Genomic DNA, 25,812 nt, shown 5'->3' with positions numbered 1-25,812 from the left:
GGCCGACGGGCGCGCAACTTACAGGCAGGCAAACAGCATGAAAGCATTATCCAAACTCAAGTCCGCACCCGGTTTGTGGATGAACGATGTGGCCCAGCCGGAAATCGGCCATAACGACCTGCTGATCAAGATCAGCAAAACCGCCATCTGCGGCACCGACATCCATATCTGGAACTGGGATGAATGGGCGCAGAAAACCATTCCTGTGCCGATGCATGTGGGCCATGAATACGTTGGTGTGGTCGCTGCCATGGGCTCCGAAGTGCGTGGCTTTGAAATCGGCCAGCGCGTGTCCGGCGAAGGCCACATCACTTGCGGCCACTGCCGCAACTGTCGTGCCGGCCGTCGCCACCTGTGCCGCAACACTGTGGGCGTGGGCGTCAACCGTGAAGGTGCATTTGCCGAATATCTGGTGATTCCGGCTTTCAATGCCTTCCCGATTCCGGACGACATCTCCGATGATCTGGCCGCCATTTTCGACCCCTTCGGCAATGCCGTGCATACCGCCTTGTCCTTCAATCTGGTGGGCGAAGACGTGCTGATCACCGGTGCCGGCCCCATCGGCATCATGGCGGTGGCCATCGCCAAGCACGTGGGCGCGCGCCATATCGTCATTACCGATGTCAACGACTACCGCTTGGATCTGGCGCGCCAGATGGGTGCCAGCCGCGCCGTCAACGTGGCCCGCGAAGACCTGAAGCAGGTGATGAGCGAGCTGCACATGTGTGAAGGCTTCGACGTGGGGCTGGAAATGTCCGGCAACCCGCAGGCTTTCCGCCAGATGCTGGAAACCATGAACCATGGTGGCAAGGTGGCGCTGCTGGGTATTCCGCCCTCCAATACCGCCATCGACTGGAACCAGGTCATCTTCAAGGGCCTGGAAATCAAGGGCATCTATGGCCGGGAAATGTTTGAAACCTGGTACAAGATGGTGGCGCTGATCCAGTCTGGTCTGGACATCCGCCCCATCATTACCCACCACTTCAAGGTGGATGATTTCGAGCAGGGTTTTGCCACCATGCTGTCCGGCCAGAGCGGCAAGGTGATTCTGGACTGGAGCTGATAGCCCACGTCCCTCCGCGCAAGGCTACGGCCAGGACGCAACGCCGCAGCAGATCCTTTAGTTAGTAGCTCAAAACCCGGCGCAAGCCGGGTTTTGCTTTGGCACTGCCGTTGATGGGGGTCAAGCCTCAGCGGCGCTGGCTGCGGCACACTGTGGCCATGAAAAATTTCGTGGCGTGCTTGTGATGATCGCCGTCATCGGTGCCGGCGTATCCGGCTTGTCCTGCGCCTGGTGGCTGCGTGAGCAGGGTATGGCGGTACGGGTCTTCGAGGCGGGTGAGCGGGTGGGCGGCAAGGTGTGCAGCCGGCACACCGGGCTGGCTCAGATCGAGGGCGGCCCCAATACCCTGTATGCCGATGCCGCCTTGCTGGACTGGCTGCGGCAACTGGGTCTGACGCCGCTGTTGCCGGCGGCAATCGGTCGCCAGCGCCATGTGCTGTGGCAGGGCCGTTATCACCCGTTGCCGGCGGGTCCGCTGGATTTGTTGTGCGGCGATTTCTTTAGCCGGCAGGCCAAATGGCGCTTGCTGGGCGATGTGTGGCGACGTGGCCAGCCAGTAGCTGCCGGCGAAACCGTGGCAGATTTTTTCCGCCGCTGTCTGGGCGAGGAAGTGCTGGCCAAGGCCGTGGCACCATTTATTGCTGGGGTGTTTGCTGGCGATCCCGAAGAATTGCTGATGTGCGAGACCCTGCCGCAACTGGCCCGGCTGGAGGCTGCCGCGGGCTCGATCAGCCGTGGTGTGCTGTCGCAGCTACTGCGCGGCAAGGTGGCACGCAAGCAGGCAGTCTCGCTGGAAGGGGGCCTGGCCAGCCTGCCGCAGCGGCTGGCGCAGGATGTCGAGGTCAGGCTCAATTGCCCGGTGCAGGCCATTCGGCGTCAGGGTGATGGCTGGTTGCTGGAAACCGCCAGCGGCCCCTGCATGGCGCGGCAGCTGGTGCTGGCCTTGCCGGCAGCGCAGGCGGCCAGCCTGCTGCAAGACTACGATGCAATGGCGGCGCAGGCCTTGCGGCAGATTGTGCATGCGCCGATGACGGTGGTGGCCAGCGTGTTGGATGCTGCTACAGTGCGCCGGCCATTGCATGGCTTTGGCGGGCTGCATGCGCCCGGCGAGCAGGCTTTTGCTGCCGGCCATTTGATGAGCAGCCTGCTGTACCCGCAGCGCTGTGCGCCCGGCCAATTGCTGATCACCAGCTTTGTCGGGGGCCGCCATTACCAGCAGCAGGCCGCCCTGGCCGATGCGCCCTTGCTGCAGGGCTTGAACCGGGAACTACAGCAGTTGTTTGGCCTGGAATCGGCCCCCTTGCAACAAACCATCATCCGCTGGCCGCAAGCCCTGCCGCAGGGCACGGCAGCCATCGAGCCGGCCCGCCAGGCCATGCAGCGGCTGCAGGGGCAGGGGCTGCATGTCTGTGCCAACTGGCTGGATGGCGTATCGCTGCCGGATTGTCTGGCCAAGGGACGGCGGCTGGCGTGCCAACTGGCGGAACAGGGCGAACGCTAGGGCGGAAACGGCCATTCTTTCGTGCAATGCACAACGCGGCGTGCGTTCTGGTCGTCGCCTTGCTTTTCGCCGGGGGCGCTAGGCGGTAGAATCGTCCTTTGACTTTTCACTAGCTACCCCACGTCTATGCTTACCTTCCAGGAAATCATCCTTACCCTCCAGAATTATTGGAACGAGCAAGGGTGCGTCATCATGCAACCCTTCGACATGGAGGTGGGCGCCGGTACCTCGCATCCGGCCACCTGTCTGCGTGCCATCGGCCCGGAGCCGTGGAATGCAGCCTATGTGCAGCCCTCGCGTCGTCCCAAGGACGGCCGCTACGGTGAAAACCCGAACCGCCTGCAGCATTACTACCAGTTCCAGGTAGCCCTGAAGCCGTCGCCGGCCAATATTCAGGAACTGTACCTGGGTTCGCTCAAGGTGCTGGGCATCGACCCCACCGTGCACGACATCCGTTTTGTGGAAGATGACTGGGAAAACCCGACACTGGGTGCCTGGGGGCTGGGCTGGGAAGTGTGGCTGAACGGCATGGAAGTGACCCAGTTTACCTACTTCCAGCAAGTGGGCGGCCTGGACTGCAAGCCGGTGCTGGGTGAAATCACCTACGGCATCGAGCGTCTGGCCATGTATCTGCAAGGTGTGGAAAACGTCTACGACCTGCTGTGGACCGTCTACCCCAACGGCCAGCGCGTCACCTACGGCGATGTGTACCACCAGAACGAAGTGGAACAGTCCACCTACAACTTCGAACACGCCAATGTGCCCAAGCTGTTCGAACTGTTCAGCTACTACGAATCCGAAGCCAAACGCCTGCTGGAAATTCCGCTGGCGCTGCCGGCCTATGAAATGGTGCTCAAGGCTGGCCACAGCTTCAACCTGCTGGATGCGCGCGGTGCCATCTCGGTGACCGAGCGTGCCACCTATATCGGCCGGGTACGCACCTTGTCGCGTGGCGTGGCGCAAGCCTATTACGCCTCGCGTGAGGCGCTGGGCTTTCCCATGTGTCCCAAGGCCTGATTGCCAATGAAACTCTGGATCAGCCTGTTGCTTGCCCTGGCCGCCGCGCCGGCGCTGGCCGAAACCGCCGATTGGGGCGTCTACCAGCAGGGCTCTGCCCTGGAACTGGCCATGGACCGCAATTCCATCTGGGTGGAGAAAGACGGGCTGGTCCATTTTGTGAATCAGGAACGGTTCAGCGAGCGCCAGTACGACAAGGCCACCGACATCCAGTATTACATTCGGCGCACCACGGGCTATGCCAATTGCGCCAAACAGCAATACGCGCTGATCGGGCTGGAATACGCTGGCAAGAACAATCGCCATCTGTATTCCAGCATGTTCCCGGTGCAGCGCTTTGCCTGGAACTGGCAGCCGGTGTACCAGAACTCGGTGGCCGACACCATGCTGCAAGTCGTGTGCTATCTCGCCAAAACCGCTCCGCACAAGAAATCTGAATAAACCATGAACGCCACCCTGCTTATCGAGTTGCTCACCGAAGAGCTGCCGCCCAAGGCGCTGGAAAAGCTGTCGCTCAGCTTTGCCCAGACCATTTCCGAAGAACTGAAGAAACTGCAATTCGTCGCTGCCGATGTCGAGGCCATTGCCTTCGCTTCGCCGCGCCGTCTGGCGGTGCAGGTGCCGGCCGTGCTGGCCGTGCAGCCCGATCAGAAAATCGTGCGCAAGGGCCCGGCCGTCGCTGCCGGCATGAAAGATGGCCAGCCCACTCCGGCGCTGGCTGGTTTTGCCCGTTCCTGCGGCGTGGAAGTCTCCGCCCTCAGCACCATGAGCGATGGCAAGCAGGACGTGTTTGCCTACGAGAGCACCAAGACTGGCGAAGCGCTGGCCGCCGTGCTCACCGATATCGTGGCGCTGGCGCTGAAAAAATTGCCCATTCCCAAGCTGATGCATTGGGGCGATCTGGACTACCAGTTTGTGCGTCCGGTGCATGGCCTGATCATGCTGTGGGGCGAAACCGTGATCGAAGGTGGCGTGCTGGGTCTGACCAGCCGCAATGCCACCCGTGGTCACCGCTTCCTGTCCTCGGGCGATATCATGGTGGAAAAGGCCGATGACTACGCTCGCGTGCTGTTCGAGCAAGGCAAGGTGCTGGCCAGCTTCAATGCCCGCCGCGAGCTGATCCGCAAGCGCCTGGCTGATGCCGCCGCCGTGCATGGCGCGACCATCGCTGCCGACGAGGCCCTGCTGGACGAAGTGAGCGCGCTGGTGGAATGGCCGGTGGTGCTGGAAGCCGGCTTTGAGGCCGAATTCCTCAAGGTGCCGCAGGAATGCCTGATTCTCACCATGCAGCAGAACCAGAAATACTTCCCGCTGCTGGATGGCAAGGGCAAGCTGATGAACCGCTTCCTGCTGGTCTCCAACCTGGAAACCGCCGACCCCAGCCACATCATCCAGGGTAATGAGCGCGTGCTGCGCGCCCGTCTGTCCGATGCCAAGTTCTTCTTCGAGCAAGACCAGAAAGCCCGGCTGGATACCCGTCTGGCCAAGCTGGCCGAGGTGGTTTACCACAACAAGATCGGCAGCCAGCTGGAGCGGGTAGCGCGCCTGCAGTCCATCGCCGGCCAGATCGCCGCGCAGCTGGGGGCCGACCAGGCCGTGGCCGAGCGCGCAGCCTTCCTGGCCAAGGCTGACCTGGTCACCGACATGGTGGGTGAATTCCCCGAGCTGCAAGGCGTGATGGGCATGTACTACGCCCAGCACGACGGCGAAAGCGACGTGGTTGCCGCCGCCATCGAAGGCCATTACCACCCGCGCTTTGCCGGTGACAGCCTGCCGCAGGGTGACATCGCCACGGCCGTGGCGCTGGCCGATAAGCTGGAAGCCATTGTCGGTATCTGGGGCATCGGCCTGATCCCCACTGGCGACAAAGACCCGTACGCACTGCGCCGCGCCGCCCTCGGCGTGCTGCGCATGGTGCTGGAAGCCAAGCTGGACCTGAAGGCCCTGCTGGCGCTGGTGGCTGCCGCCTTCCCGGCCGGCAAGCTGTCCGCCACTACCGCAGACGAAGTGTTTGCCTTCATGATGGACCGCCTGAAAAACTATCTGGCAGCAGACTATCAGGGCGACGAAGTCGATGCCGTGCTGGCACTGGCACCTTCGGTCCTGAACGAAGTGCCGGCGGTGCTGGCTGCCGTGGCTGCCTTCAAGGCGCTGCCGGAAGCCACCACCCTGGCCGCCGCCAACAAGCGGGTGAAGAACATCCTGAAGAAAACCGAAGGCGAAGTGGGCGAGGTCAATCCGGCCCTGCTGAGCGAAGCCGCCGAGCAGGCGCTGTACGCCGCGGTGACCGAACTGGCCCCGCAGGTGGATGCCAAGTTTGCCGCGCACGACTTTGCCGGCGCACTGGCCCAGCTGTCCAGCCTGAAGGCACCGGTGGATGCCTTCTTTGATGGCGTGATGGTGATGGCCGATGATCTGGCCGTGCGTGCCAACCGCATTGCCTTGCTGGCCCGTCTGGCTGCCCTGTTCAACCGTGTGGCGGATATCTCGCTGCTGGCAGATTAACCCGGGAGGGGAGTGGAGAGAGGGGAGTCAGGAGTGGGCAACAAGCCGGGCTCCACTACTCACCACTCACCACTCCCCGAACCCTACTCAGGAAGTGCTCTCTCAACATGAAACTCGTCATCCTGGATCGCGACGGCGTCATCAACGAAGACCGCGATGATTTCGTCAAGAACACCATGGAGTGGGTGCCGCTGCCGCACAGTCTGGAGGCCATCGCCAACCTGACCCAGGCCGGCTGGCATGTGGTGGTGGCTACCAATCAGTCCGGCCTAGCGCGCGGCCTGTTTGATGTGCACGCGCTCAATGCCATGCATGAAAAGATGCACCGGCTGGCAGGGCAGGCTGGTGGACGCATTGATGCCATCGCCTACTGTCCGCACGGGCCGGATCATGGCTGCGAATGCCGCAAGCCGCTGCCGGGCATGGTGCTGGAGCTGGCCGAGCGCTTCAATGTCAAGCTGCAGGGCCTGCCCTTGATCGGCGACAGCCTGCGCGATCTGGAATCGGTGGCCGCCGTGGGTGGCCAGCCCATTCTGGTGCGTACTGGCAAGGGGCTGAAAACCCTGGAAAAGGGCGGCCTGCCCGAAGGCACGCTGGTGTTCGACGACCTGTTCGACGCCGCCGAGCACTTGATCAATCTGTGAACTGGCTAAGCCCAAGGCTGATATAACCCATGATCTGGATTCGTAATCTGATTTACTGGCTGTTGCTGCTGATCGTCACGCCGCTGTGCTTTCTGGGCCTGTTCATTGCCGCGCCGCTGCCACGTCGTACCCGCCATGTGTTTGGCGAGAGCTGGGCCAAGATCATGCTGTGGCTGCTGGTGCATGTGGTCGGGCTGAAATACCGGGTGATCGGGGCGGAAAACATCCCGGACGAACCGTCCATTATCTGTTCCAAGCACCAGTCCGGCTGGGAAACCCTGGCCTTGCAGAAAATCTTTCCTTCACAGATTTATGTCGCCAAGCGCGAACTGCTGTGGCTGCCCTTCTTTGGCTGGGGCCTGGCCTTGATGAACCCCATTGCCATCAACCGTTCCGACCGCTCCCGTGCCAATGACCGCATGTTGCAGCAGGGGCTGGAGCGCAAGAAACACGGCTTCTGGATTACCGTGTTTCCCGAAGGTACCCGCACCAAGCCGGGCGTGGCTGGCAAGTACAAGCATGGCGCGGCGCGCATGGCGCGGCAGCTGGACATGCCGCTGGTGCCGGTGGCCCACAATGCCGGCGAATTCTGGCCGCGCAATGCCTTTCTGAAATATCCGGGCGAGATTACCGTGGTGATCGGCCCGGCCATCCGGCCGCAGGACGGGGTTGGCCCGGAGGCCATGACCCAGCAGGCACAGCAGTGGATCGAGGCGCGCCAGCGCGAGATCGGCGGCGTTGGCCCCTTTGCCCATCCTGATGACAAGCGCCGCCGCCTGGACCATCCTGCCGCTGCCTGAGGGCGCGGTAGAGGTGCACCTGGTACGGCGGGTGCGCAAAAGCATAGGCATCCGCATTGCCGATGGCAGGGTGGAGCTGATTGCCCATCCACGCATCAGCCAGGCCCGTTTGCGCGAGGTGTTGCTGGCGCGGCAGGACTGGATTGCCCGTCATGTGGTGTCGCAGCGGGAACAAAAGCAGCAACTGGCCGATCTGACGGTTTTGTCCTATCTGGGACGCGAGCTGCCCATCCAGCTGGCGGGTGGCCTGCGCCGCACGGCGCGGCTGGAGGGCGATGTGCTGCAGGTGTGCGGTATCGCTGCGGGTGACACGGCTGGCCTGCAGGCTGTGGTGACTGCCTGGCTCAAGCGTCAGGCCCAGTTATGCTTTGCCCAGCGGCTGGGCCGGTTTGCCGCGCATTGCCCGCGTCAGCCGGGCAAGCTGGCGCTGTCATCGGCCCGCACCCGCTGGGGCAGCTGTACCGCCCGGGGCGATATCCGCCTCAACTGGCGGCTGATACAGGCGCCGCTGCCCATCATCGATTATGTGCTGGCCCACGAGCTGGCCCATTTGCTGCACATGAACCATTCTTCCGCCTTCTGGGCGGAAACCGCCCGGCTGTTTCCCGACTGGAAAAATGCCCGACACTGGTTGAAACAACAGGGGAGTAGCCTGTTTCGTTTCGGCTAGTCGCCTGCCCGCTTTTGAGCGCAGGCGGTTTACCCGATACAGGAGTCATACCATGCAATTTCTGCACACCATGCTGCGCGTCGGCAATCTGGAACGTTCGCTGGCCTTTTATCAGGAAGTACTGGGCATGCGCCTGCTGCGCCGCCAGGATTATCCGGAAGGCCGTTTTACCCTGGCTTTTGTCGGCTACGGTGATGAAGCCGACCATACCGTGCTGGAGCTGACGCACAACTGGGATACCGAAAGTTACGAACTGGGCAATGCCTATGGCCATATCGCCATTGGTGTGGCCGATGCCTATCAGGCTTGTGATGCCGTACGTGCCAAGGGTGGCAAGGTGGTACGCGAGGCTGGTCCGATGAAACATGGCACTACCGTGATCGCTTTCGTGGAAGACCCGGACGGCTATAAGATCGAGTTCATTCAGAAGGGCAGCCTGTAAGCGAGCCCGCGCACCGGCCCTCAGCAAGCGGCGGTGCAACACTGCAGAGGCTGGCAGCCAGACTGCCAGCCTTTTTTCATGCCGGCGTCGCCATCAGGCTGACGCCTTACCAGGAGAATCAATGCGCACCACACTGTGCAAGCTGGCGGCCATGCTCGGCTGTCTGTTCCTGCCTGCGCTGGCACAGGCGGCCGACCTGGACGGAGCAAGCCTGAGCCTGGCCTGGATCATTCCCTTTGCCGGCATCCTGCTGTCCATTGCCTTGTTTCCGATTTTTGCACCGGCATTCTGGCATCATCATTTCGGCAAGATCACCGCGCTGTGGACGGTGCTGTTCCTGCTGCCGTTTACCTTCAGCTTCGGGGCCGGCAGCACGCTCAGCCTGATCGTGCACGCGCTGATTACCGAATACATCCCCTTCATCATGCTGCTGCTGGCGCTGTATACCGTGTCTGGCGGCATTCTGGTGGAGGGCAGCCTGCATGGCTCACCCAAGGTCAATACCAGTATTCTGGCCATCGGCACGGCGCTGGCCTCCATCATGGGCACCACCGGGGCGGCCATGCTGCTGATCCGGCCCTTGCTCAAGGCCAACGACAACCGCCAGCACCGGGTGCATGTGGTGGTGTTCTTCATCTTTCTGGTGGCCAATGTCGGCGGTGGCCTGACGCCGCTGGGCGACCCGCCGCTGTTTCTGGGCTTTCTCAAAGGGGTGACCTTCGGCTGGACCTTCCAGCACATGCTGCTGCCGGTGGCGCTGCTGGCAGCCTTGTTGCTGCTGGTGTTCTATGTGGTGGACAGCTATTTCTACCGCCGTGAGGACGAGGAATTGAAGCCGCATCGCGATCAGCCCCTGCGCTTGTTCGGCAAGGTCAATTTCCTGCTGCTGGCCGGTGTGGTGGGCGCGGTATTGTTGTCCGGTTTCTGGCAGCCCGCTGTGCATTTCGAGCTGGCTGGCGTACACGCCGAATTGCAGAATCTGGTGCGCGACGGCCTGTTGCTGCTACTGACCATCGTCTCCCTGTGGATCACGCCCAAGCAGGTGCGGGCGGGCAATGAATTCAACTGGGGCCCGATTCTGGAAGTGGGCAAGCTGTTTGCCGGCATCTTTGTCACCATCGCGCCGGCCATTGCCATCTTGCGTGCGGGCACCGCAGGCCAACTGGCCGCACTGGTGCATACGGTATCGGGTGCCGATGGCCAGCCGGTGAATGCCATGTATTTCTGGATGACCGGCCTGCTGTCCAGTTTTCTGGACAATGCGCCAACCTATCTGGTGTTTTTCAATCTGGCCGATGGCGATGCCAGCACGCTGATGGGGCCGTTGGCGCAGACGCTGTTGGCTATTTCCATGGGTGCGGTATTCATGGGTGCCAATACCTATATCGGTAATGCCCCCAACTTCATGGTGAAGGCCATTGCCGAGCAGCGTGGCGTGGCCATGCCCAGTTTCTTTGCCTATATGCTGTGGTCCATCAGTGTGCTGCTGCCCCTGTTTGCTTTGCTGACCTGGGTGTTCTTCTGATGCAAAAACGGCGCGCCTCCGTTCCGGGGGCGCGCCGCTGCTGTCATATTGCGTGGGTTTGCTTGCTTACTTGGGCTTGATGGCCGCCTGCTCCGGGCTGGCGCTCATGGCCTCGTCCCAGACATGGCGGGGAATATGTGATTGCAGATATTCCAGCGCCTTCTCCAGCAAGTCTTCATGGATGTGGTGGCCGACAAAGGGTTCGATCTCGGCGGTGACATCGCTGCCCAGCGCGATCAGATGCTCGGCCGCCTGAATACTGTGCTGGTAGGGAATCACCGGATCGGCCTTGCCGTGGAACAGGTGCACCGTGGTTTGTGCCAGGGGTGCCGTCGGCAGGCTGGCAAAGCGCCCGCTGAAAGCCAGCACGCGGCCGGCCAGTTCCGGCTTGGCTGCTGCGGCTTCCAGCGCCATGATGGCACCCTGGCTGAAACCCACCAGTGCGGTGGCTGCATGGCCCAGGCCGCTGTCCTGTTGCCAGCGTGTTACCGCAGCGAAAAAGTCGGGCAGGGCTGCGGCTACCCGTTCCAGGCGATTTTCTTCGGTGATGCCCTGTACCGAAAACCACTGAAAACCCTGGCCCAGATCACTGGCGTGGCTGCCGGCCACGCTGACAATCAGCGCCTGCGGAAAGCCCTTGGCCAGATACTGGCCCACTTGCTGCATGCTGTCCGGCGTTGCCCCCACGCCATGAAACAACAGCATCAGTTGCTGTGGCTGGTCGGGGCGCTGGATGACGATATCGTGGGTCATGGTGATTCTCCTGATGGGGCAGCGCTAGCTGCTCACGGTGATTGAGTGCAGTGTGCCGCGGTGTCTGCCGCGTGCGAACAAGTGAATTATGCGGCCAAGGCGGCGTTATAATAGCCCCCTCGCGGTCAACACAGCATTTACTGTCATGCACATTCATATCCTGGGCATTTGCGGCACCTTCATGGGCGGCATTGCTGCCATTGCCAAGCAGGCCGGTCACACCGTTACCGGTTGTGATGCCAACGTCTATCCCCCGATGAGCACCCAGCTGGAGGCCATGGGCATTACCCTGACCCAGGGTTTTGGTGCCGAGCAGCTGGAGCTGGGGGCCGATGTGTATGTGATAGGCAATGTGGTGACGCGTGGCAAAGAATTGATGGAGGCCATCCTCAATCGCGGCCTGCCTTATATTTCCGGGCCGCAGTGGCTGGCCGAGAATGTATTGCAGGACAAGTGGGTGCTGGCAGTGGCTGGCACCCATGGCAAGACCACCACCAGCTCCATGCTGGCGTGGATTCTGGAAGACGCCGGCCTGGCGCCGGGTTTCCTGATTGGCGGCATTCCGCAGAACTTTGGCGTATCTGCCCGCCTGCCAGGCCGGCCGGTGCAGGACGCCGCCAGCATCAGCCCCTTCTTCGTGATCGAGGCCGATGAATACGACACGGCATTCTTCGACAAGCGTTCCAAGTTCGTCCATTACCGCCCGCGTACCGCCATCCTGAACAATCTGGAATACGACCACGCCGATATTTTCCCTGATCTGGCGGCCATCGAAACCCAGTTCCACCACTTGGTGCGCACCATTCCGGCGCAGGGGCTGATTGTCAGCAATGGCCGCGAAGCCAGTCTCACGCGGGTGCTGGAGCGTGGCTGCTGGACCCCGGTGGAGCCGTTTGGCGTCGCCAGTGGCTGGCAGGCCGGCGAGCCGGATGCGGCCGGTCATTTCGATGTCCTGCTGAATGGCCAGTCGCAGGGTCGGGTGGAGTGGGCGCTGATGGGCGAGCACAACCGGCTCAATGCCGTGGCCGCCATTGCCGCCGCTCGCCATGCCGGTGTGGCGGTGCGCGATGCCATCGCTGCCCTGGCGCGCTTTGACAATGTAAAACGGCGCATGGAAGTGCGCGGCAAGGTGGCCGGCGTCACCGTGTATGACGACTTTGCCCACCATCCCACCGCCATCGCCACCACGCTGGAGGGCTTGCGCCGCCATGTGGGCAGCGCACGCATTCTGGCGGTACTGGAACCACGTTCCAACACCATGAAGCTGGGCACGATGAAAGACGCCTTGCCCGGCTCGCTGGCACTGGCCGACCGGGTGTTCTGCTCGGCGGCGGGCCTGAACTGGAGCCCGGCCGAGGCGCTACAGGGCATGGGCGACAAGGCCGTTACTTTCGATCAAATGGATGGGCTGATTGCCGCCATCCTGCAGGAAGCCCGCGCGGGTGACCATATTCTGGTGATGAGTAATGGCGGTTTCGGTGGCATTCATCAGAAACTGCTGGATGGGTTGGCTGCTGCTCAGGCAGACTGAAAGTCCGTTCACTCAGGAAAGCCCGCCATGCCACAGTCCCTACACTGGTTGACCTTTGCCCTGCTGGCGCTGGGTATGGTGCTGACACCAGGCCCTAATATGGCCTATCTGTTGTCGCGCTCCATCTGTCAGGGGCGGCGCGCCGGCCTGATTTCGCTGGCGGGTGTCGCTGCGGGTTTTCTCTGCTACATGCTGTGCGCCGCTTTGGGCATCAGCGCGCTGTTGCTGGCGGTACCGCTGGCTTACGATGCGCTGCGGCTGGCCGGGGCGGGCTATCTGCTGTATCTGGCCTGGCAGGCGCTCCGGCCGGGTGGCCGCTCGCCTTTCGAAGTACGCCAGCTGGCTGCAGACAGCCCGCGCAAGCTGTTTGCCATGGGCATGCTGACCAATCTGCTGAACCCCAAGGTGGCGGTGATGTATCTGTCGCTGCTGCCGCAGTTCATCGATACCGCGCAGGGTAGCGTGCTGGGGCAGTCGCTGTGGCTGGGCTTTACCCAGATTGCCATCAGCCTGCTGGTCAATGCGGTGCTGGTGTTGCTGGCCGGCGGCATGGCGCGCTTTCTTGGCGGTCGCCCGCTGTTTTTGCGCTTGCAGCGCTGGCTGATGGGCGGCGTGCTGGCGGTGATGGCCGTGCATCTGGCCCGCCAGGGTCGTAGCTGAGCCTGTTCAGGCCTGGCGATGGATCTGGTTGGCTCCGGCGATCCGCGCCAGGCTCAGCGCGCCCTGCAGACGATCCAGCATGGCATTGGGCGAGTTTTCTTCCAGCCGCAACGCACTGATGCCGATGCAGGCCTGGGCCTTTTCTTCCTGTCCCAGATGAATATAGGTGAGCTGCCCCAGCGAGTGCAGCAGCCGGCGGCCCAGCTCGTGGGCGCCTTCCAGACTGGTATTGGGCATCAGTACCAGAAAAACATCATCTTCCTGGCGTGCCACCAGATCGCTGTCGCGCGTGCTCTGTACGCACAGGCTGCCGGCCAGCCGCAGCAGATGACGGCGTGCCGAGCCATTGTCCTGCTGCGGAATCAGCTGTGGGATATTGATCAGCTGCACGGCCATACCTGACAGGTCGCCGCCATAGCGGCGGATGCGCCCGGTTTCGGCATGCGCTCCGCTAAGCAGTTGCGGCATGCCCACCACGCCGGTGAGCTGGTCGTCATCGTGGCTGGTTTGCTGTTCGTGCTTCATGCTTTTCACCAGATTGAGCGAGCGTTCCACCAGTTGGTGTTCGAAATTGAGCAATTGGCTCATCAGCTGACTTTCGGTACGGTCACTGAAGCTGATCACCAGCGTGGCGCTGTCATCCAGCATCACTTCACGCAGCGATAGCTGCACCTCGAAATGCCGGCCGGTGGCGGTTTTCATTTGCAGTCGCCGGTTATAGACCATGCTGTTGCTGGCCAGCAGGGACTTGAGCTCGGCGGCATCGGCCGGGTGTTGCAGATACTGGACGAAATCGCGGCCCAGTAACTCGTCATGCGGGGTGGCCAGCAGGATGGCCGCCAGCTGATTGGCGCTGATGATGCGGCCGCTGGCAGGCTGTGCCAACAGCAGGGCACCTTGCACGGTGTCGATCAGCGACTGGAAAGAGGGGAAGCTGGCCATGGGGCATACCTGGGCTGAAAGGCAGTTGAATGCCTGATGTTTTCAGTCTAAGCCAGCGGGCGGAGGATTTCACCTGAAGACGGCAGCCGGGGCCGGCCGGGTATCAGCGCTCCAGGATGGCGCGGCGGTGGCGGCGGAAAACCCAGCGCTCCCACAGCGGGCCGGTTTGCTCGTCCGGCGGTGGTTGCAGGCGGGCGGTAATGGCATAGGCCTCGTCCGGCGTCGGGCACTGGGCTTCGATACGCGCGGCCATGAACAGCATCAGCGCCGAATCCGCATTGGGCGACAGCGCAATCTGCACCGTGTCGCCCACCCGCCACGGGTGGTCGGATAGCCAGGCAATGCTGTCCAGCCCCAGCCGGCAGCGGGTCAGCGGCGGGCGGTCCGGGTGATGCCCAAGCAGCGAGATTTCCAGCGCCAGATCCAGCTTGGCTTCCAGCCGTACCAGCATCGGATCGGGTTCTTCCGGTGTTTCGCTGGGGGCGGCCAGCACCCGCAGCGCCAGCCGGGTTTCGCGCTGGCGCGCCGGCGAGCACTGCTCTTCGCTGAGCAAGTGCACGCTCAGCGGCAACATGGCATCGAAACTGGCACTGTCCAGCTGTGGCAGCGGGCTCATGACGCTCTCCTCGGAATGGGCAATCAGGCGAACAGTCTGCTGACGCCGTCCAGCCCCATGACATTGATGGCGACATTGGCCTGGGCCTGTACCACCGGTTTGGCACGGTAGGCAATGCCGACGCCGGCTTCACCCAGCATCAGCAGGTCGTTGGCACCATCGCCCATGGCGATGACCTGGTCCGGGCGCAAGCCCAGTTGTTCGCGTTTTTCGATCAGCAGGCGCTGCTTGGCGGCGGCATCGACAATCTCGCCCACCACGCGGCCGGTCAGCTTGCCATCCACCACTTCCAGCTGGTTGGCATAGGCATAGTCCAGCCCCAGTTGCTGCTTGAGTCTTTCGGTAAAGAAGGTGAAACCGCCGGAAACCAGCATGAAGCGGATGCCATGCTGCTTGCAGCTGGCCAGCAGCTGCTCGGCGCCGGGGCTCAGTTGCAGGCGTTCTTGATAGACCTTTTCCAGCGCGCTTTCCGGCAGGCCTGCCAGCAGGCTCACCCGTTCGCGCAGCGAGGCGGAGAAGTCCAGCTCGCCGCGCATCGAGCGCTCGGTAATGGCTGCCACCTGTGGCTTGATGCCCTGCATGTCGGCGATTTCGTCGATGCACTCGATGGTGATCAGGGTGGAGTCCATATCGGACACCAACAGGCCAAAGTCAGCCAGTTGCAGCTTGCCGTCGACAAAGGCGAAGTCGTAGCCCAGTGCCTGGCAGCAGGCGCTGATGGCGTCACGGCTGGCCGGGTCGGCCTGTTCCATCCGGGCAGATTCCAGCGTGGGCTGGCTGACGCTGCTGGCACCGGCCAGTGCGGCCAGTTCCTGCAGTTCCTTGCTGTCGAGACGGGGGGACTGGATGACGAGGGTAAGAGACATGGGCGGGCGGATGTGGAGTTGGGCAATACGCCATTATGCCACTGCCGGGCAGTCTGTCGGAATGTCCGTGCGCCCGAGCCGGCCGGGGCGCTGTCTGCACAGCGTCGCCAATGTCGTCAGTTTTCAGGCCGTCAGTTTTCAGCCCAATTGGCGACCCTTGCCGCGCCAGCTTCGCCAGGCCGCATCCAGCGACAGGCAGCCGGGGCCGAAGGCGAACAGTGCCAGCAGCAACATGCCCCAGTAGTAGTGGAACTGGCGGGTGATGTCGGTGAGACCGGGGTAGCTGATGACGGCCATCAGGTTGACCACGAATAGCCCGGCGGCGGCAAAGCGGCCAAACAGGCCGGCGACCAGCAGGCTGGAGAACACCGTTTCGCCAAAAGTGCCCATCAGCGCCGCCAGTACCGGCGGCAGTAGCGGGACGTGGTATTCCTCGGTAAACAGCAAGACCGTGGTGTCCCAGTCGTCCAGCTTGGTGAGGCCGGACTTGAAAAATACATTTGCCACCCACAGCCGGAACAGCAGCAGCACCAGCGGGCGGGCAGAGTGACTGGCCTGGTCGAACAGCCGCTGCAGCGGCAGCAGTTTTTGTCTGAGAACTTGCATGGTCGGTCTCCCGTGAAGTGGGCAAGCCGCGCCCCTCCGCCGTGGTGGCGGATGGTGGACAAGCCTGGTCTTAGAGTTGGTAGTGGCTGAGCAGGCCGTCGGCGAATAACTGCGCCAAGCCGGCTTGCAGGTCGAAATCATCCTGTGCCGACAAGGCCTGCCCGGCAGCCTCGCCCAGTGACTGTCCATCCTGCAGGGTCAGTAGCAAGGCCGCCATGCCGGCTGTTTGCGCCTGTACGCTGACCTTGCCGGCGTGGCGGCTGACCAGTGCCTGCTCGCCGCCGGATGCCATGTCAACATTCAGTTGCTGGCCAGTCTGGTGTCCCTGCCAGATGGAGACCACCGGCCAGGGGGACGACAGCGCCCGGCTGCTGTCGCTCACGCCAAAGCGCAGCTGGCCGAATTGTTCCGGGTTGATGCCGCTCAGTGCCGATGCCACCAGCGGGGTCTGGTCGATAGCGTAATAGCTGCGGTGTACCGCCCATTCCAGCCGGGCGACATCGGCCAGGTAAGGCAGCGCCTGCGCCGGTGGGAAGTCTTGCAGGAAATCACCAAAGCTGCCGCCATAGCGGTGCAGATTGCCCGAGTGCGAGGCATAGCGCTTGCTGTATTCACGCGCCAGTCCGGTCATGAATTCTTCCCCGACGATCTGCCGGGTTACCGGGTAGATCAGATTCAGGGTTTCGATCAGGCCGACGCGGTAGTTGTTGCGGTAGACCGCCAGTCCGGCCGGGCTCAGGCCCAGTGCGGCATGCGGCTGCTGCTCGGTATCGGCAATCAGCTCCAGCAGCTCTGCCTGCCAGCGTGCTTCAGGCGTCATGGCGTGCTCCTTGCAGGATGGCATCGGCCTTGGCTGCTTCGGCCTGCAGCGTGTCCAGTGGCGGAATGTCCAGATCCCATTCGATCAGCGTCGGGCGTGGGCCAATGCTGGCGATGACCTGGGCGTATAGCTGCCACACGCCGGGATGGACCGGCTGGCTGTGGGTATCCACCAGCATGCCTTCGCCCTCGCTATAGCCGGCCAGATGGATTTCGCCAATCGCAGCGGCGGGCAATGCCGCCAGCACGGCCTGCACGTCCGTGCCCAGATTGATGCCGTTGACGTAGAGATTGTTGACGTCCAGCAGCAGGCCGCAGCCGGTGCGCGCCACCAGTTCGGCCAGAAACTCGCCTTCGTTCATCTCGTTGCCGGGAAACTCCACATAGCTGGACAGGTTTTCCAGCAGGATGCGCCGGCCCAGCGCCTGCTGGGTTTCCTCCACATGGCTGGCGATGACGGCCAGCGCGGCCATGGTATAGGGGATGGGCAGCAGGTCGTTCACATAGCGCTGGGCGCTGTGGTTGAACGACAGGTGCTCCGATACCGCTGGCGGGTTGATGGCATCCACCAGTCGCTTGAGAGCAGCCAGATGTTCTCCGTCCGGACGCACCAGCGAACCCAGGCCCAGTCCCACGCCGTGCAGCGACAGCGGATAGTGGCTGGCCACCCGCTGCAGCATGGCCAGTGGCATGCCGCCATCGAAAAAGTTTTCGCTGTGGACTTCCACCCAGCCTAGCGGCGGCAGGGTATCCAGTACCTGACGATAGTGGGGCGCACGCAGGCCAATGCCGGCGACAGCGGGAAGGGAAGACGGAGTCATGAGCAGGGATACCGGAAGGGACGTGGGGAGGTGGCTGCCGGCGGTGGCCGGCAACCCTGCCGGAGCGGATTACTTGGCCAGCATGCCGCCCATTTTTTCACAGCTGCCCTTGGCGACGTATTTCCAGTCGCCCGGGTCCTTGTCCTTGGTGGCCTGACCGGCGCAGGAGTGGCTGCCATTGGCGGCGGCGCAGTCGTTCTTGCCGGCCTGGGCGATGCCGAAGCATTTTTCCTTTTCTGCCGCAGCGGCCGGGGTGGCGCTGAGTGCGCCCATGGCAACAACGGCACCGAGGGCGGAGGCGAGCAGGGCTTTGGATGCATTCATGGTGTTTCTCCTTGTGGGGGCAGGTTCAAGCAGGTGTGATGGTGAGCAATCTGCGCCGGATCGGGCAGCCCGGCCGGCGTGATGTTAACGATAGACCGTTTATTGTTTCATTGGTGCCATGGTATTGCCACCCATCTGTTGGCAGCTACCTTTGGCCACCAGCTTCCAGTCACCCGGGTCCTTGTCCATGGCGGCCTGGCCTTTACAGCCATGGGCACCGGTGGCGGAGGCGCAGTCGTTCATGCCGGCCATGGCCACGCCATAGCATTTTTCCTGTTCTGCGGCCTGGGCCGGCGCGGCGGTGAGGGCGGCCAGGCTAACTACAGCGCCGAGGGCGGAAGCAAGCAAAGTCTTGGAAGCGTTCATGTCAATCTCCTGTCGGGGGTAAGCGGCAAGTGCCGGGTTTCAGGAGTCAGTCGCGTGGGCCGGGGCTTTCTTACAGCGCAGTGGAAAATATTTTGAAATTATTTGCATTTGGTTGCCATTGGCTGCTTTTGTAAATATTTCAATACTTTTCGCTGACTTGCTGCGTGACTGTCTCTGCAGCATGAGTCGGCAACATGGATGGCTTCTTACAAAGACAGGCAAAAAAAATCGGGCGACTGTGCACCCGATTGTTCAGAGCGGCTCTTAGCGGATATTCACCACCTTGTGGGTTTGTACTGACAAGCGCCAGCGCGGGTGTGCCATGCAGTAGGCAATGGCGGCGCGGGTATTGGCGGCCAGCTCGGGGCCATCCATCGGCTGCAGATAGAAGGTATCGAACTGTAAATGGGCCACGGTTTCCGGCAGCTGGGTGGCTTGCGGATACACCAGCTTCAGTTCGTTGCCGCTGGTTTGCAGCAAGGGAGCGCCGGCCTTGGGGCTGACGCAGATCCAGTCGATGCCGGCGGGGGCGGCGATGGTGCCATTGGTTTCCACCGCGATTTCAAAGCCCTCGGCATGCAGCGCGGCGATCAGCTCTGTATCCAGCTGCAATAGCGGCTCGCCACCGGTGCACACCACATAGGGCGTGCCGCCGCTGCCTGCCGGCCACTGGCTGGCAATGCGCGCAGCCAGCGCGGCTGCCGTGGCGAATTTGCCGCCGTCCGGGCCGGTGCCGACAAAATCGGTATCGCAGAACTGGCAGACTGCCTTGCTGCGGTCTTCCTCGCGGCCAGACCACAGATTGCAGCCGCTAAAGCGGCAAAACACGGCGGCGCGGCCGGCCTGACGGCCTTCGCCCTGCAGGGTGTAGAAGATTTCCTTTACCGTATACATGCTCATTCCCCCTGCAGCAGCGGCCAGCGCATATCGTCATGGAACAGCAGCGACACACCGCTGTGCTCATCGTCCATCAGGTCGATGCGCGCCAGCTCCGGCACCAGGGGCGACAGATGGGCGTGAATCCACTCGGCTACCGACTGGCTGTGGCCGTCGCGCACGCCGGCCAGCTTGTCCAGCGGATTGTGGTCCAGCTGGCGATACAGCGGTTTGAAGCGGTCCTTGACGTCGCCAAAGTCCAGTAGCCAGCCCATGGTGCGGTCCAGGCTGCCGGTGAGCATCAGCCGCACCAGATAGCTGTGGCCGCTGTAGTTGCCATCGCTGTCGAATGGCACGGCGCTTTCAAAACGCTGTTCCTTCCAGATGCGGAAGCGCTTGCCGTCAAACTGGCTGCCGGCGGTATAGGTTTCGCGCACTTCCACCCAGGCCAGTCCTTGCAGGCCGGCGGCTTGCAGTTCGCCATACAGCCAGGCGGCAATCACCTCGCTGGTGGGGTTTTCCAACCCCGGAATATCGTTCAGATAGCGTTGGTGCAGCCGCAAAAACAGCGGTGCCCAGGCGGCTTCCAGCTGGCGCTGGCTGCAGTGCTGCGCATTGGCCACGATGCGTACGCCAAAGCCGTGGCCGTGCAGGCGGCCGCATTTGTGGCCGGCCGGAACATGCGGCAGATGGTGGGCTGCTTCGAAACGGGCCGCAATCCAGTACAGGGCGGTGCCGTTTTCCAGCATCACCCCGCGCTGCGGCGTGCTTTGCAGCAGCAGCGCTGCCGGGCAGGGCAGGGCGTCCTTGATGTGCTGCGCCAGGCTCAGGTCGTCGCACTGTGCCAGTTGCTGGTTGAGGTCGGCATAGTCGAGCGGTGCCAGTACCCGGTGCAGTGCGGCGTGGAGTTCGTTTTGTTCGATGTGGGTGACATCGGCACGGGCCAGGGCGCGAAAGCTGTGGCCGTGCAGGCCGTTCAGGCGATCTTCATCTCCGGGGACGCGGCGGGCTGCTTCGAAACGGCCACCGGCCAGCAGGCAGGATGCATGCATGTCAGGCCTCCTTGGCGCAGCGTTCGACCAGCGGGTCGGCCACGCCGGCTTCGGCAAAGCCCTTGGCGCGCAGCTCGCACGAGGCGCAATGGCCGCAGGGCGGCACCGCGCCGTTATAGCAGGTGTGGCTCCAGGCCAGCGCTTCCATCGCGCCCACTTGCTGCGCCAGGGTGACGGTTTCGGCCTTGCTCAAATACATCAGCGGGGTGTGCAGTTCCACCCGGCTGTCCATGCCCAGTCGCACCGCCAGTTGCAGCGCCTGCAGGGTGTTTTCGCGGCAGTCCGGGTAGCCGGAGTAGTCGGTCTGTGCCACGCCGGTAACGATATGCCGTGCGCCACGGGTGTAGCCAAAAGCGGCGGCAAAGGTCAGGAAAATCAGGTTGCGGCCCGGCACGAAGGTATTGGGCAGGGCGTCGTCGTCGCGGCTGCCTTCTTCCGGCTGGATGCTGTCGTCGGTCAGTGCATTGCCACCGATGGCGGCAAAGGTGTCGATGGGCAGCACGGTCTGGCGTACCCCTGCCATGGCGGCGATCTTGCGGGCGCAGTCCAGCTCCACGCGGTGGCGCTGGCCATAATCAAAGGTGACGGCTTCCACATTGCCGGCGCCGAATTTTTGCAGCGCCCAATACAGGCAGGTGGTGGAGTCCTGACCGCCGGAAAGCACCACCAGGGCTTTTTCCGCAGTCGGTGTGGAATGGGGGTTCATAGTGTGATCCATCGATAAACAGTCGAGGTGGCCTTGCTGGCTGTGGCCGGTGCTGTCGCGTCGCACACACGGGATCGGTCTCACCCGGCAGGCGGCGGCAGCCTTTAAACGGCGCAGCAAAACCGCCAAATCTACCAGAAAACTGCTTGCCCGGCCAGTTTGCGCCGGGTTTATGCCCTTGATTTTGCTGTTTTGTCCCTATCCAGTCGGCCTTGCCGGTCGGAGTCGGCTGAATGTTTCAAAAGCATGACATCTGTCTGATAATCCAGCGCTTCAGCTTAAGTCTCTTTATGTTATGGATCAGACCCGACTGGTTTTCATCCTGCACGGCCAGCGTTGCCCGCGCTCACTGCCCAACCGTCTGCTGGAAAAGTTTGGCCAACGCTTCCAGGTGGACATTCACATTACCACCTCGGCCGTCAGTGCCGAGGAAATGGCCCTGGCGGCGGTGTGCCAGGGCTGTGATTTCCTGATAGCCGTGGGTGGCGATGGCACCATCCACGAAGTGATCAATGGCGTGATGCGTGCCCCGGCCGCCGCGCGTGAGCGGGTGGCGGTGGGCGCGCTGCCCTTTGGCACGGGCAATGATTTTGTCCGTTCGCTGGGGGTGAGTGATTCGGTAGAGCAGCTGGACGGGCTGATCCGTGCCGGCCAGGTACGCCGTATCGATCTGGGCCGGCTGACGCTAGCGGTCGGGCAGGAGGGCGAGCGGGTGGTGTGGTTTGGCAATATCGCTTCGCTGGGCATCAGTTCGGCCATCGTGGAGCAGGTGAAGCGCCTGCCGCGCTGGCTGCCGGCCAGTGTGGCTTTTTACTGGTCCATCCTGCTGACCCTGTTGCGCTACCGGCCACGCCGCATGCGGCTGCTGCTGGAAAACGGCGAGGTGATCAGTGGTGATTTCATCAGCCTGTGCGTGGCCAACGGTCGCTATTTCGGCAGCGGCCTGGGCATTGCGCCGATGGCACGGCTGGATGACGGTCTGCTGGAGGTGGTGATGATCGCCAATGCCGGCAGCTGGGATTTTGTCCGTTTCCTGCCGACCTTGCGCAAGGCGCAGCCGGTGCTGGATGAGCGGGTGCGCTATCTGAGCGTGCGCAGCCTGAGCATAGAGGGCCAGGCCTGTCCGCTGGAGGTGGATGGCGAACTGGCCGGCCATGCGCCAGCCCGTATCGAAGTGGTGCCGCAGGCCCTGCGCTGTCTGTCTGCCCTGGGGCCACAGAGTGTGGAGCATTAACAGCAGCTAACAAAAAACCTGCTGCTGCGTCGTCACCTCGTACTGTTTGCGTCGGCGCGCCTTGTATCAGGGACGCGCTGCTGTTTTGTTAGCCGCTCCAAGCCCTTGCACGCTGCGCAGGCGGGGTATTACAGCCGTGCCAGCAGCTTTTCTGCCACCCGTTCTGACGAGGCCGGGTTCTGGCCGGTAATCAGCAAGCCGTCTTCTACGGCAAATACGCCCCAATCCGGGCCTTTTTCGTAGAGGCCACCCTTGGCTTGCAGGGCGTCTTCCACCAGCAGCGGCACGATGTCAGTCAGTTGCACCGCATCTTCTTCGCTATTGGAAAAACCGGTGACCTTGCGCCCGGCTACCAGCGGCTGGCCTGCGGTATCACGTGCATTCACCAGCACTGCAGAGGCATGGCACACGGCCGCTACCGGCTTGCTGGCGGCAATAAAAGCTTCAATCAGTGCAATGGAGGCGGCGTTGTCGACCAGATCCCACAGCGGGCCGTGGCCGCCGGGGTAGAACACTGCGTCAAAGTCACTGGCCTCAACGCTGTCCAGCGCCACGGTATTGGCCAGCACGGCTTGCAGGGCGGCGTCCTGGTTAAAACGTTCGGTGGCCGGGGTGCTGAAGGATGGGTCGGCGCTCTTGGGGTCGATGGGCGGCTGGCCGCCCTTGGGCGAGGCCAGGGTGATGGCTACCCCTTTGTCAGCCAGCGCGTAGTAGGGCGCGGCGAATTCTTCGATCCAGAAACCGGTTTTGTGGCCGGTGTTGCCCAACTCATCATGGCTGGTCAGGACAAACAGGACTTTTTTCATGGTGTGCTCTCGTGTGGTGTGTGCCGGGCCGTATTGCCGGCCCGGACTTTAGTGTTTATTGCTTGGCTTAGTGCTGCAGCGTCGGGTAGTCGGTATAGCCGGCTGCGCCGCCACCGTAGAAGGTAGCGCCATCCGGTGTATTCAGTGCGGCACCGGCTTGCAGGCGTTCCACCAGATCCGGGTTGGCGATATAGCTGCGGCCAAAGGCCACGGCATCGATATAGCCTTCGCCAATCAGCTTTTCGGCTTTTTCCGCGCTATAGCCACCGGCGGCGATGATCACCCCCGGGTAGCGCTTGCGGATTTCCTGACGGAAGGCTTCGCTCAGCGCCGGGCCGCCGGCCCAGTCCGGTTCGGAAATATGCAGGAAAGCCAGTTTGCGCTTGGCCAGCTCTTCGATCACGTAGAGGGCGATGTCTTGCTGCTCGACATTGGATACGCCATTGAAAATGCCCAGCGGCGAAATGCGGATGCCCACGTGGGCGGCATCCCATTCGGCGACCACGGCATCTACCACTTCCAGCAGGAAGCGGGCGCGGTTTTCCACGCTGCCGCCGTAGGCATCGGTACGCACATTGGCCTCGGGTGACAGGAACTGGTCCAGCAGATAGCCATGCGCGCCGTGGATTTCCACCAGGTCAAAGCCGGCGCGGCGGGCGTTGTCGGTGGCGCGGCGGTAGTCTTCCAGAATGTCGGCCAGCTCGGACACTTCCAGTGCACGCGGCTCGTCGCACGGTACGCGGGCCAGGCTGCCATCCGGCTGGCGGATATTAGTATTGCTGTCGGCGCGAATGGCCGACGGGGCTACCGGGGCCTCGCCATCCGGCTGCAAGGAGCGGTGCGAGATACGGCCGGTATGCCACAGCTGCAGCGCGGTCTTGCCGCCAGCGGCGTGTACCGAGGCATTCACCTTGCCCCAGGCGGCCACCTGTTCTTCGCTATAGATGCCCGGTGCACCGGCATAGCCCTTGGCGGTGCGCGAGATATGGGTGCCTTCGGCAATGATCAGGCCGGCGCTGGCGCGCTGGGTGTAGTACTGCACCGACAGCTCGGTGGGGACGTCGCCCGGCTCGGTATTGCGCAGGCGGGTGAGCGGGGCCATGGCCACGCGGTTGTTCAGGGTAACGGTGCCAACTTGCAGCGGGGTAAACAGTTTATCCAGGCTCATGAATCAGACCTTTCCTGTGCAGATGAAATGATTAACGATCAAAACCAAAGCCCTGCTTGCGGGCAACCGGGGCGACTTCAGGGAAATAGACATTCTGGTAGTACTGGGCGGTATTGGCGCTCCACGGCAGGCCGTCGGCACGGCCGATTTGCTGCCAGTAGCTGGCCAGCGTCTGGTCGTACTGGCGGATCTGTTCCGGCAGCTGCGCAGCCTGGTAGTGCTCGTGATGGACAAAGCTGGCACGCGGCAGGCGCGGCTTGATGCTGCTGTCCTGATCGGTATAGCCGATGACCACGCCGGCAATGGGGAAGGTGTATTCCGGCAATTGCAGCAGATCGATCATGGCTTGCGGATTGCGGCGGATGCCGCCAATCGGTACCACGCCAAGGCCGGCGGCGTGGGCGGCGGTCATCAGGTTGCCCAGGGCAATGCCGGCATCCACCGCACCCACGGCAAAGCCTTCCACACTGTCCTGAATCACCTGCTCGGCACCGGCGGCTTCCACGCCCAGCCGGGTTTTGTGGAAATCCACCACCAGGGTGACAAATACCGGGGCCTGGGCAATCCACGGCTGGCCACCGGCAATCTCGGCAATCTGCTGGCGGCGTGTGGCGTCCTGCACCACCACCAGCGACACCTGCTGGCCGTTGATGGAGGTGGGGCCTTTCCAGGCGGCATCCAGTACCGCATCCAGCACTGCAGCAGGGATGGGCTTGTCCTGATAGCTGCGGACACTGCGATGTTGTTGCATCAATTCCAGCGTGCTGTTCAAGGCGTTTTCCTTTAAAGCTGTAAATAGACCGGTCGTCTAGTCGTTGTGTCAAAAATACCCGCCACACGGGCGGGGACTTCAAGCCATGCCAGGCTTCAGGAACTGGCTGGCAGCGTACAGTCGTCCTGCTTCAGCAGGGTAGTGGTCAGCGCCAGCGCCTGCAGCATGGGCTGCTGGGTGTGCTGCACCTTGAACAGCAGGGCGGAACCCACCCACAAGCTATACAGGCTGCCAGCGGTGTCGGTGGCCGACAGCCGGGTACACAGGCTGCCTTCCTGCTGGCCACGGCGGATGCAGTCTGCCAGGCGGACGATCACCCGGCCCATGCCTTCGGCCAGCGCTTCGCGCATCGGCTCGGACAGATCGGACACCTCGGCCGCCAGCTTGATGGCCAGACAGCTCTGATTGCCTTCTTCGCATTGCTGGTGACGGTCCAGCCAGCCGGAAAAATAGCCCAGCAGACAGTCGCGGGCATTGCCCTGACTCTCATCCAGTGCTTCCAGCAGGCGCGCATCGTAATGTTCGAAGTAACGCTGCAGCATCTCCACGCCAAAGCCTTCCTTGGAGCGGAAGTAATGGTAGAACGAGCCCTTGGGCACGCCGGCGCAGCCGAGAATTTCGGCCAGGCCAACAGCAGAAAACCCCTTGCCGAGGATGATGGACTCTCCGGTGGCAAGCAGGTGTTCGCGGGTATCGGAAAACTGGCTGGGACGTGACATGGGCTGAA

The 25,812-nt window shown here is 62.6% G+C and carries 29 protein-coding genes; 13 read left to right on the top strand and 16 right to left on the bottom strand.

What is annotated here, in order from left to right; translation table 11 throughout:
* The first annotated feature begins 37 nt into the window (after nt 1-37).
* The 10 genes from tdh to FAZ30_RS00665 all read left to right on the top strand — a co-directional run bounded on the left by tdh (nt 38) and on the right by FAZ30_RS00665 (nt 10,167).
* Complete coding sequence (gene tdh, locus FAZ30_RS00710) at nt 38-1,063, top strand: L-threonine 3-dehydrogenase (RefSeq protein ID WP_103523333.1); 1,026 nt, start codon at nt 38-40, stop codon at nt 1,061-1,063.
* A gap of 184 nt (nt 1,064-1,247) precedes the next feature.
* Nucleotides 1,248-2,564, top strand: a complete 1,317-nt coding sequence (hemG, locus tag FAZ30_RS00705) for a protoporphyrinogen oxidase (protein WP_137008366.1) — start codon at nt 1,248-1,250, stop codon at nt 2,562-2,564.
* Between the two features lie 126 nt (nt 2,565-2,690).
* Entirely contained in the window at nt 2,691-3,581 is an 891-nt protein-coding gene (gene glyQ / locus FAZ30_RS00700; protein WP_124644782.1) for a glycine--tRNA ligase subunit alpha, read from the top strand.
* Nucleotides 3,582-3,587: 6 nt separating this feature from the next.
* Nucleotides 3,588-4,022, top strand: a complete 435-nt coding sequence (locus tag FAZ30_RS00695) for a surface-adhesin E family protein (RefSeq protein ID WP_137008364.1) — start codon at nt 3,588-3,590, stop codon at nt 4,020-4,022.
* Nucleotides 4,023-4,025: 3 nt separating this feature from the next.
* Entirely contained in the window at nt 4,026-6,086 is a 2,061-nt protein-coding gene (gene glyS, locus FAZ30_RS00690; RefSeq protein ID WP_137008362.1) for a glycine--tRNA ligase subunit beta, read from the top strand.
* Between the two features lie 107 nt (nt 6,087-6,193).
* Nucleotides 6,194-6,730: a D-glycero-beta-D-manno-heptose 1,7-bisphosphate 7-phosphatase gene (gene gmhB / locus FAZ30_RS00685; RefSeq protein WP_124644785.1), complete on the top strand. Its 537-nt coding sequence runs from the start codon at nt 6,194-6,196 to the stop codon at nt 6,728-6,730.
* 29 nt (nt 6,731-6,759) lie between these two features.
* A complete protein-coding gene (locus FAZ30_RS00680; RefSeq protein WP_124644786.1) occupies nt 6,760-7,530 on the top strand; it encodes a lysophospholipid acyltransferase family protein in 771 nt (256 codons plus the stop codon).
* The gene (locus FAZ30_RS00675) at nt 7,490-8,200 is read left to right on the top strand and encodes a M48 family metallopeptidase (RefSeq protein ID WP_137008360.1); all 711 of its coding nucleotides are present in this window, start codon (nt 7,490-7,492) and stop codon (nt 8,198-8,200) included. Before FAZ30_RS00680 ends, FAZ30_RS00675 begins: the two co-directional genes overlap by 41 nt.
* 52 nt (nt 8,201-8,252) lie before the next feature.
* Entirely contained in the window at nt 8,253-8,642 is a 390-nt protein-coding gene (gloA, locus tag FAZ30_RS00670; protein WP_124644788.1) for a lactoylglutathione lyase, read from the top strand.
* 121 nt (nt 8,643-8,763) lie between these two features.
* Complete coding sequence (locus FAZ30_RS00665; RefSeq protein WP_246043390.1) at nt 8,764-10,167, top strand: sodium:proton antiporter; 1,404 nt, start codon at nt 8,764-8,766, stop codon at nt 10,165-10,167.
* Between the two features lie 66 nt (nt 10,168-10,233).
* Here the strand turns inward: FAZ30_RS00665 and ypfH are convergent, their stop codons facing one another.
* The gene (ypfH, locus tag FAZ30_RS00660) at nt 10,234-10,920 is read right to left on the bottom strand and encodes an esterase (protein ID WP_137008358.1); all 687 of its coding nucleotides are present in this window, start codon (nt 10,918-10,920) and stop codon (nt 10,234-10,236) included.
* Between the two features lie 145 nt (nt 10,921-11,065).
* Between ypfH and mpl the strand changes: the two genes are divergently transcribed.
* The gene (gene mpl / locus FAZ30_RS00655) at nt 11,066-12,451 is read left to right on the top strand and encodes a UDP-N-acetylmuramate:L-alanyl-gamma-D-glutamyl-meso-diaminopimelate ligase (RefSeq protein ID WP_137008356.1); all 1,386 of its coding nucleotides are present in this window, start codon (nt 11,066-11,068) and stop codon (nt 12,449-12,451) included.
* A 27-nt stretch (nt 12,452-12,478) separates the two neighbouring features.
* A complete protein-coding gene (locus FAZ30_RS00650; RefSeq protein ID WP_137008354.1) occupies nt 12,479-13,111 on the top strand; it encodes a LysE family translocator in 633 nt (210 codons plus the stop codon).
* Nucleotides 13,112-13,117: 6 nt separating this feature from the next.
* Here the strand turns inward: FAZ30_RS00650 and FAZ30_RS00645 are convergent, their stop codons facing one another.
* The 11 genes from FAZ30_RS00645 to queC form a co-directional block, all read right to left on the bottom strand.
* Entirely contained in the window at nt 13,118-14,053 is a 936-nt protein-coding gene (locus FAZ30_RS00645; RefSeq protein ID WP_137008352.1) for a GGDEF domain-containing protein, read from the bottom strand.
* A gap of 103 nt (nt 14,054-14,156) precedes the next feature.
* On the bottom strand, nt 14,157-14,669 hold the full coding sequence (locus FAZ30_RS00640; RefSeq protein WP_124644793.1) for a hypothetical protein: 513 nt from the start codon (nt 14,667-14,669) through the stop codon (nt 14,157-14,159).
* 23 nt (nt 14,670-14,692) lie between these two features.
* Nucleotides 14,693-15,535 carry a phosphoserine phosphatase SerB gene (serB, locus tag FAZ30_RS00635; RefSeq protein WP_137008350.1) on the bottom strand — a complete coding sequence of 281 codons (843 nt, stop codon included), beginning with the start codon at nt 15,533-15,535 and terminating at the stop codon, nt 14,693-14,695.
* Between the two features lie 138 nt (nt 15,536-15,673).
* A complete protein-coding gene (locus FAZ30_RS00630; protein WP_124644795.1) occupies nt 15,674-16,141 on the bottom strand; it encodes a DoxX family protein in 468 nt (155 codons plus the stop codon).
* Between the two features lie 70 nt (nt 16,142-16,211).
* Nucleotides 16,212-16,961 carry an HvfC/BufC N-terminal domain-containing protein gene (locus tag FAZ30_RS00625; RefSeq protein ID WP_168190796.1) on the bottom strand — a complete coding sequence of 250 codons (750 nt, stop codon included), beginning with the start codon at nt 16,959-16,961 and terminating at the stop codon, nt 16,212-16,214.
* Complete coding sequence (gene bufB / locus FAZ30_RS00620) at nt 16,951-17,781, bottom strand: MNIO family bufferin maturase (RefSeq protein WP_137008346.1); 831 nt, start codon at nt 17,779-17,781, stop codon at nt 16,951-16,953. The genes FAZ30_RS00625 and bufB overlap by 11 nt, the downstream gene beginning before the upstream one ends.
* Before the next feature lie 69 nt (nt 17,782-17,850).
* Nucleotides 17,851-18,105: a BufA1 family periplasmic bufferin-type metallophore gene (locus tag FAZ30_RS00615; protein ID WP_124644798.1), complete on the bottom strand. Its 255-nt coding sequence runs from the start codon at nt 18,103-18,105 to the stop codon at nt 17,851-17,853.
* A gap of 99 nt (nt 18,106-18,204) precedes the next feature.
* On the bottom strand, nt 18,205-18,471 hold the full coding sequence (locus FAZ30_RS00610; protein ID WP_124644799.1) for a BufA1 family periplasmic bufferin-type metallophore: 267 nt from the start codon (nt 18,469-18,471) through the stop codon (nt 18,205-18,207).
* Between the two features lie 264 nt (nt 18,472-18,735).
* Nucleotides 18,736-19,365, bottom strand: coding sequence for a 7-carboxy-7-deazaguanine synthase (queE, locus tag FAZ30_RS00605; RefSeq protein WP_137008344.1), 630 nt, complete (start codon nt 19,363-19,365; stop codon nt 18,736-18,738).
* 2 nt (nt 19,366-19,367) lie between these two features.
* Nucleotides 19,368-20,399 carry a 6-carboxytetrahydropterin synthase gene (locus tag FAZ30_RS20970; RefSeq protein WP_137008342.1) on the bottom strand — a complete coding sequence of 344 codons (1,032 nt, stop codon included), beginning with the start codon at nt 20,397-20,399 and terminating at the stop codon, nt 19,368-19,370.
* Nucleotide 20,400: 1 nt separating this feature from the next.
* Complete coding sequence (gene queC, locus FAZ30_RS00595; RefSeq protein ID WP_124644802.1) at nt 20,401-21,105, bottom strand: 7-cyano-7-deazaguanine synthase QueC; 705 nt, start codon at nt 21,103-21,105, stop codon at nt 20,401-20,403.
* A gap of 295 nt (nt 21,106-21,400) precedes the next feature.
* Between queC and FAZ30_RS00590 the strand changes: the two genes are divergently transcribed.
* Nucleotides 21,401-22,339 (top strand): diacylglycerol/lipid kinase family protein, encoded by a 939-nt coding sequence (locus tag FAZ30_RS00590; protein ID WP_137008340.1) that lies wholly within the window; start codon nt 21,401-21,403, stop codon nt 22,337-22,339.
* 128 nt (nt 22,340-22,467) lie between these two features.
* Here the strand turns inward: FAZ30_RS00590 and FAZ30_RS00585 are convergent, their stop codons facing one another.
* From FAZ30_RS00585 to FAZ30_RS00570, 4 genes are all read right to left on the bottom strand, one after another.
* Nucleotides 22,468-23,145 (bottom strand): type 1 glutamine amidotransferase domain-containing protein, encoded by a 678-nt coding sequence (locus FAZ30_RS00585; RefSeq protein WP_137008337.1) that lies wholly within the window; start codon nt 23,143-23,145, stop codon nt 22,468-22,470.
* A 67-nt stretch (nt 23,146-23,212) separates the two neighbouring features.
* Nucleotides 23,213-24,313: an N-ethylmaleimide reductase gene (gene nemA, locus FAZ30_RS00580; RefSeq protein ID WP_124644805.1), complete on the bottom strand. Its 1,101-nt coding sequence runs from the start codon at nt 24,311-24,313 to the stop codon at nt 23,213-23,215.
* A gap of 31 nt (nt 24,314-24,344) precedes the next feature.
* Complete coding sequence (locus FAZ30_RS00575; protein WP_124644806.1) at nt 24,345-25,085, bottom strand: NADPH-dependent oxidoreductase; 741 nt, start codon at nt 25,083-25,085, stop codon at nt 24,345-24,347.
* Nucleotides 25,086-25,180: 95 nt separating this feature from the next.
* Entirely contained in the window at nt 25,181-25,804 is a 624-nt protein-coding gene (locus FAZ30_RS00570; RefSeq protein ID WP_124644807.1) for a TetR/AcrR family transcriptional regulator, read from the bottom strand.
* Between the last annotated feature and the right edge of the window lie 8 nt (nt 25,805-25,812).

Source organism: Aquitalea aquatilis (assembly GCF_005155025.1).
Classification (GTDB): domain Bacteria; phylum Pseudomonadota; class Gammaproteobacteria; order Burkholderiales; family Chromobacteriaceae; genus Aquitalea; species Aquitalea aquatilis.
This window is presented reverse-complemented; position numbering and strand designations above follow the sequence as displayed.

Coding starts and splice junctions, on each gene's coding strand:
- tdh (WP_103523333.1), top strand. CDS start 38: ATGAAAGCATTATCCAAACTCAAGTCCGCACCCGGTTTGTGGATGAAC.
- hemG (WP_137008366.1), top strand. CDS start 1,248: ATGATCGCCGTCATCGGTGCCGGCGTATCCGGCTTGTCCTGCGCCTGG.
- glyQ (WP_124644782.1), top strand. CDS start 2,691: ATGCTTACCTTCCAGGAAATCATCCTTACCCTCCAGAATTATTGGAAC.
- FAZ30_RS00695 (WP_137008364.1), top strand. CDS start 3,588: ATGAAACTCTGGATCAGCCTGTTGCTTGCCCTGGCCGCCGCGCCGGCG.
- glyS (WP_137008362.1), top strand. CDS start 4,026: ATGAACGCCACCCTGCTTATCGAGTTGCTCACCGAAGAGCTGCCGCCC.
- gmhB (WP_124644785.1), top strand. CDS start 6,194: ATGAAACTCGTCATCCTGGATCGCGACGGCGTCATCAACGAAGACCGC.
- FAZ30_RS00680 (WP_124644786.1), top strand. CDS start 6,760: ATGATCTGGATTCGTAATCTGATTTACTGGCTGTTGCTGCTGATCGTC.
- FAZ30_RS00675 (WP_137008360.1), top strand. CDS start 7,490: ATGACAAGCGCCGCCGCCTGGACCATCCTGCCGCTGCCTGAGGGCGCG.
- gloA (WP_124644788.1), top strand. CDS start 8,253: ATGCAATTTCTGCACACCATGCTGCGCGTCGGCAATCTGGAACGTTCG.
- FAZ30_RS00665 (WP_246043390.1), top strand. CDS start 8,764: ATGCGCACCACACTGTGCAAGCTGGCGGCCATGCTCGGCTGTCTGTTC.
- ypfH (WP_137008358.1), bottom strand. CDS start 10,920: ATGACCCACGATATCGTCATCCAGCGCCCCGACCAGCCACAGCAACTG.
- mpl (WP_137008356.1), top strand. CDS start 11,066: ATGCACATTCATATCCTGGGCATTTGCGGCACCTTCATGGGCGGCATT.
- FAZ30_RS00650 (WP_137008354.1), top strand. CDS start 12,479: ATGCCACAGTCCCTACACTGGTTGACCTTTGCCCTGCTGGCGCTGGGT.
- FAZ30_RS00645 (WP_137008352.1), bottom strand. CDS start 14,053: ATGGCCAGCTTCCCCTCTTTCCAGTCGCTGATCGACACCGTGCAAGGT.
- FAZ30_RS00640 (WP_124644793.1), bottom strand. CDS start 14,669: ATGAGCCCGCTGCCACAGCTGGACAGTGCCAGTTTCGATGCCATGTTG.
- serB (WP_137008350.1), bottom strand. CDS start 15,535: ATGTCTCTTACCCTCGTCATCCAGTCCCCCCGTCTCGACAGCAAGGAA.
- FAZ30_RS00630 (WP_124644795.1), bottom strand. CDS start 16,141: ATGCAAGTTCTCAGACAAAAACTGCTGCCGCTGCAGCGGCTGTTCGAC.
- FAZ30_RS00625 (WP_168190796.1), bottom strand. CDS start 16,961: ATGACGCCTGAAGCACGCTGGCAGGCAGAGCTGCTGGAGCTGATTGCC.
- bufB (WP_137008346.1), bottom strand. CDS start 17,781: ATGACTCCGTCTTCCCTTCCCGCTGTCGCCGGCATTGGCCTGCGTGCG.
- FAZ30_RS00615 (WP_124644798.1), bottom strand. CDS start 18,105: ATGAATGCATCCAAAGCCCTGCTCGCCTCCGCCCTCGGTGCCGTTGTT.
- FAZ30_RS00610 (WP_124644799.1), bottom strand. CDS start 18,471: ATGAACGCTTCCAAGACTTTGCTTGCTTCCGCCCTCGGCGCTGTAGTT.
- queE (WP_137008344.1), bottom strand. CDS start 19,365: ATGTATACGGTAAAGGAAATCTTCTACACCCTGCAGGGCGAAGGCCGT.
- FAZ30_RS20970 (WP_137008342.1), bottom strand. CDS start 20,399: ATGCATGCATCCTGCCTGCTGGCCGGTGGCCGTTTCGAAGCAGCCCGC.
- queC (WP_124644802.1), bottom strand. CDS start 21,105: ATGAACCCCCATTCCACACCGACTGCGGAAAAAGCCCTGGTGGTGCTT.
- FAZ30_RS00590 (WP_137008340.1), top strand. CDS start 21,401: ATGGATCAGACCCGACTGGTTTTCATCCTGCACGGCCAGCGTTGCCCG.
- FAZ30_RS00585 (WP_137008337.1), bottom strand. CDS start 23,145: ATGAAAAAAGTCCTGTTTGTCCTGACCAGCCATGATGAGTTGGGCAAC.
- nemA (WP_124644805.1), bottom strand. CDS start 24,313: ATGAGCCTGGATAAACTGTTTACCCCGCTGCAAGTTGGCACCGTTACC.
- FAZ30_RS00570 (WP_124644807.1), bottom strand. CDS start 25,804: ATGTCACGTCCCAGCCAGTTTTCCGATACCCGCGAACACCTGCTTGCC.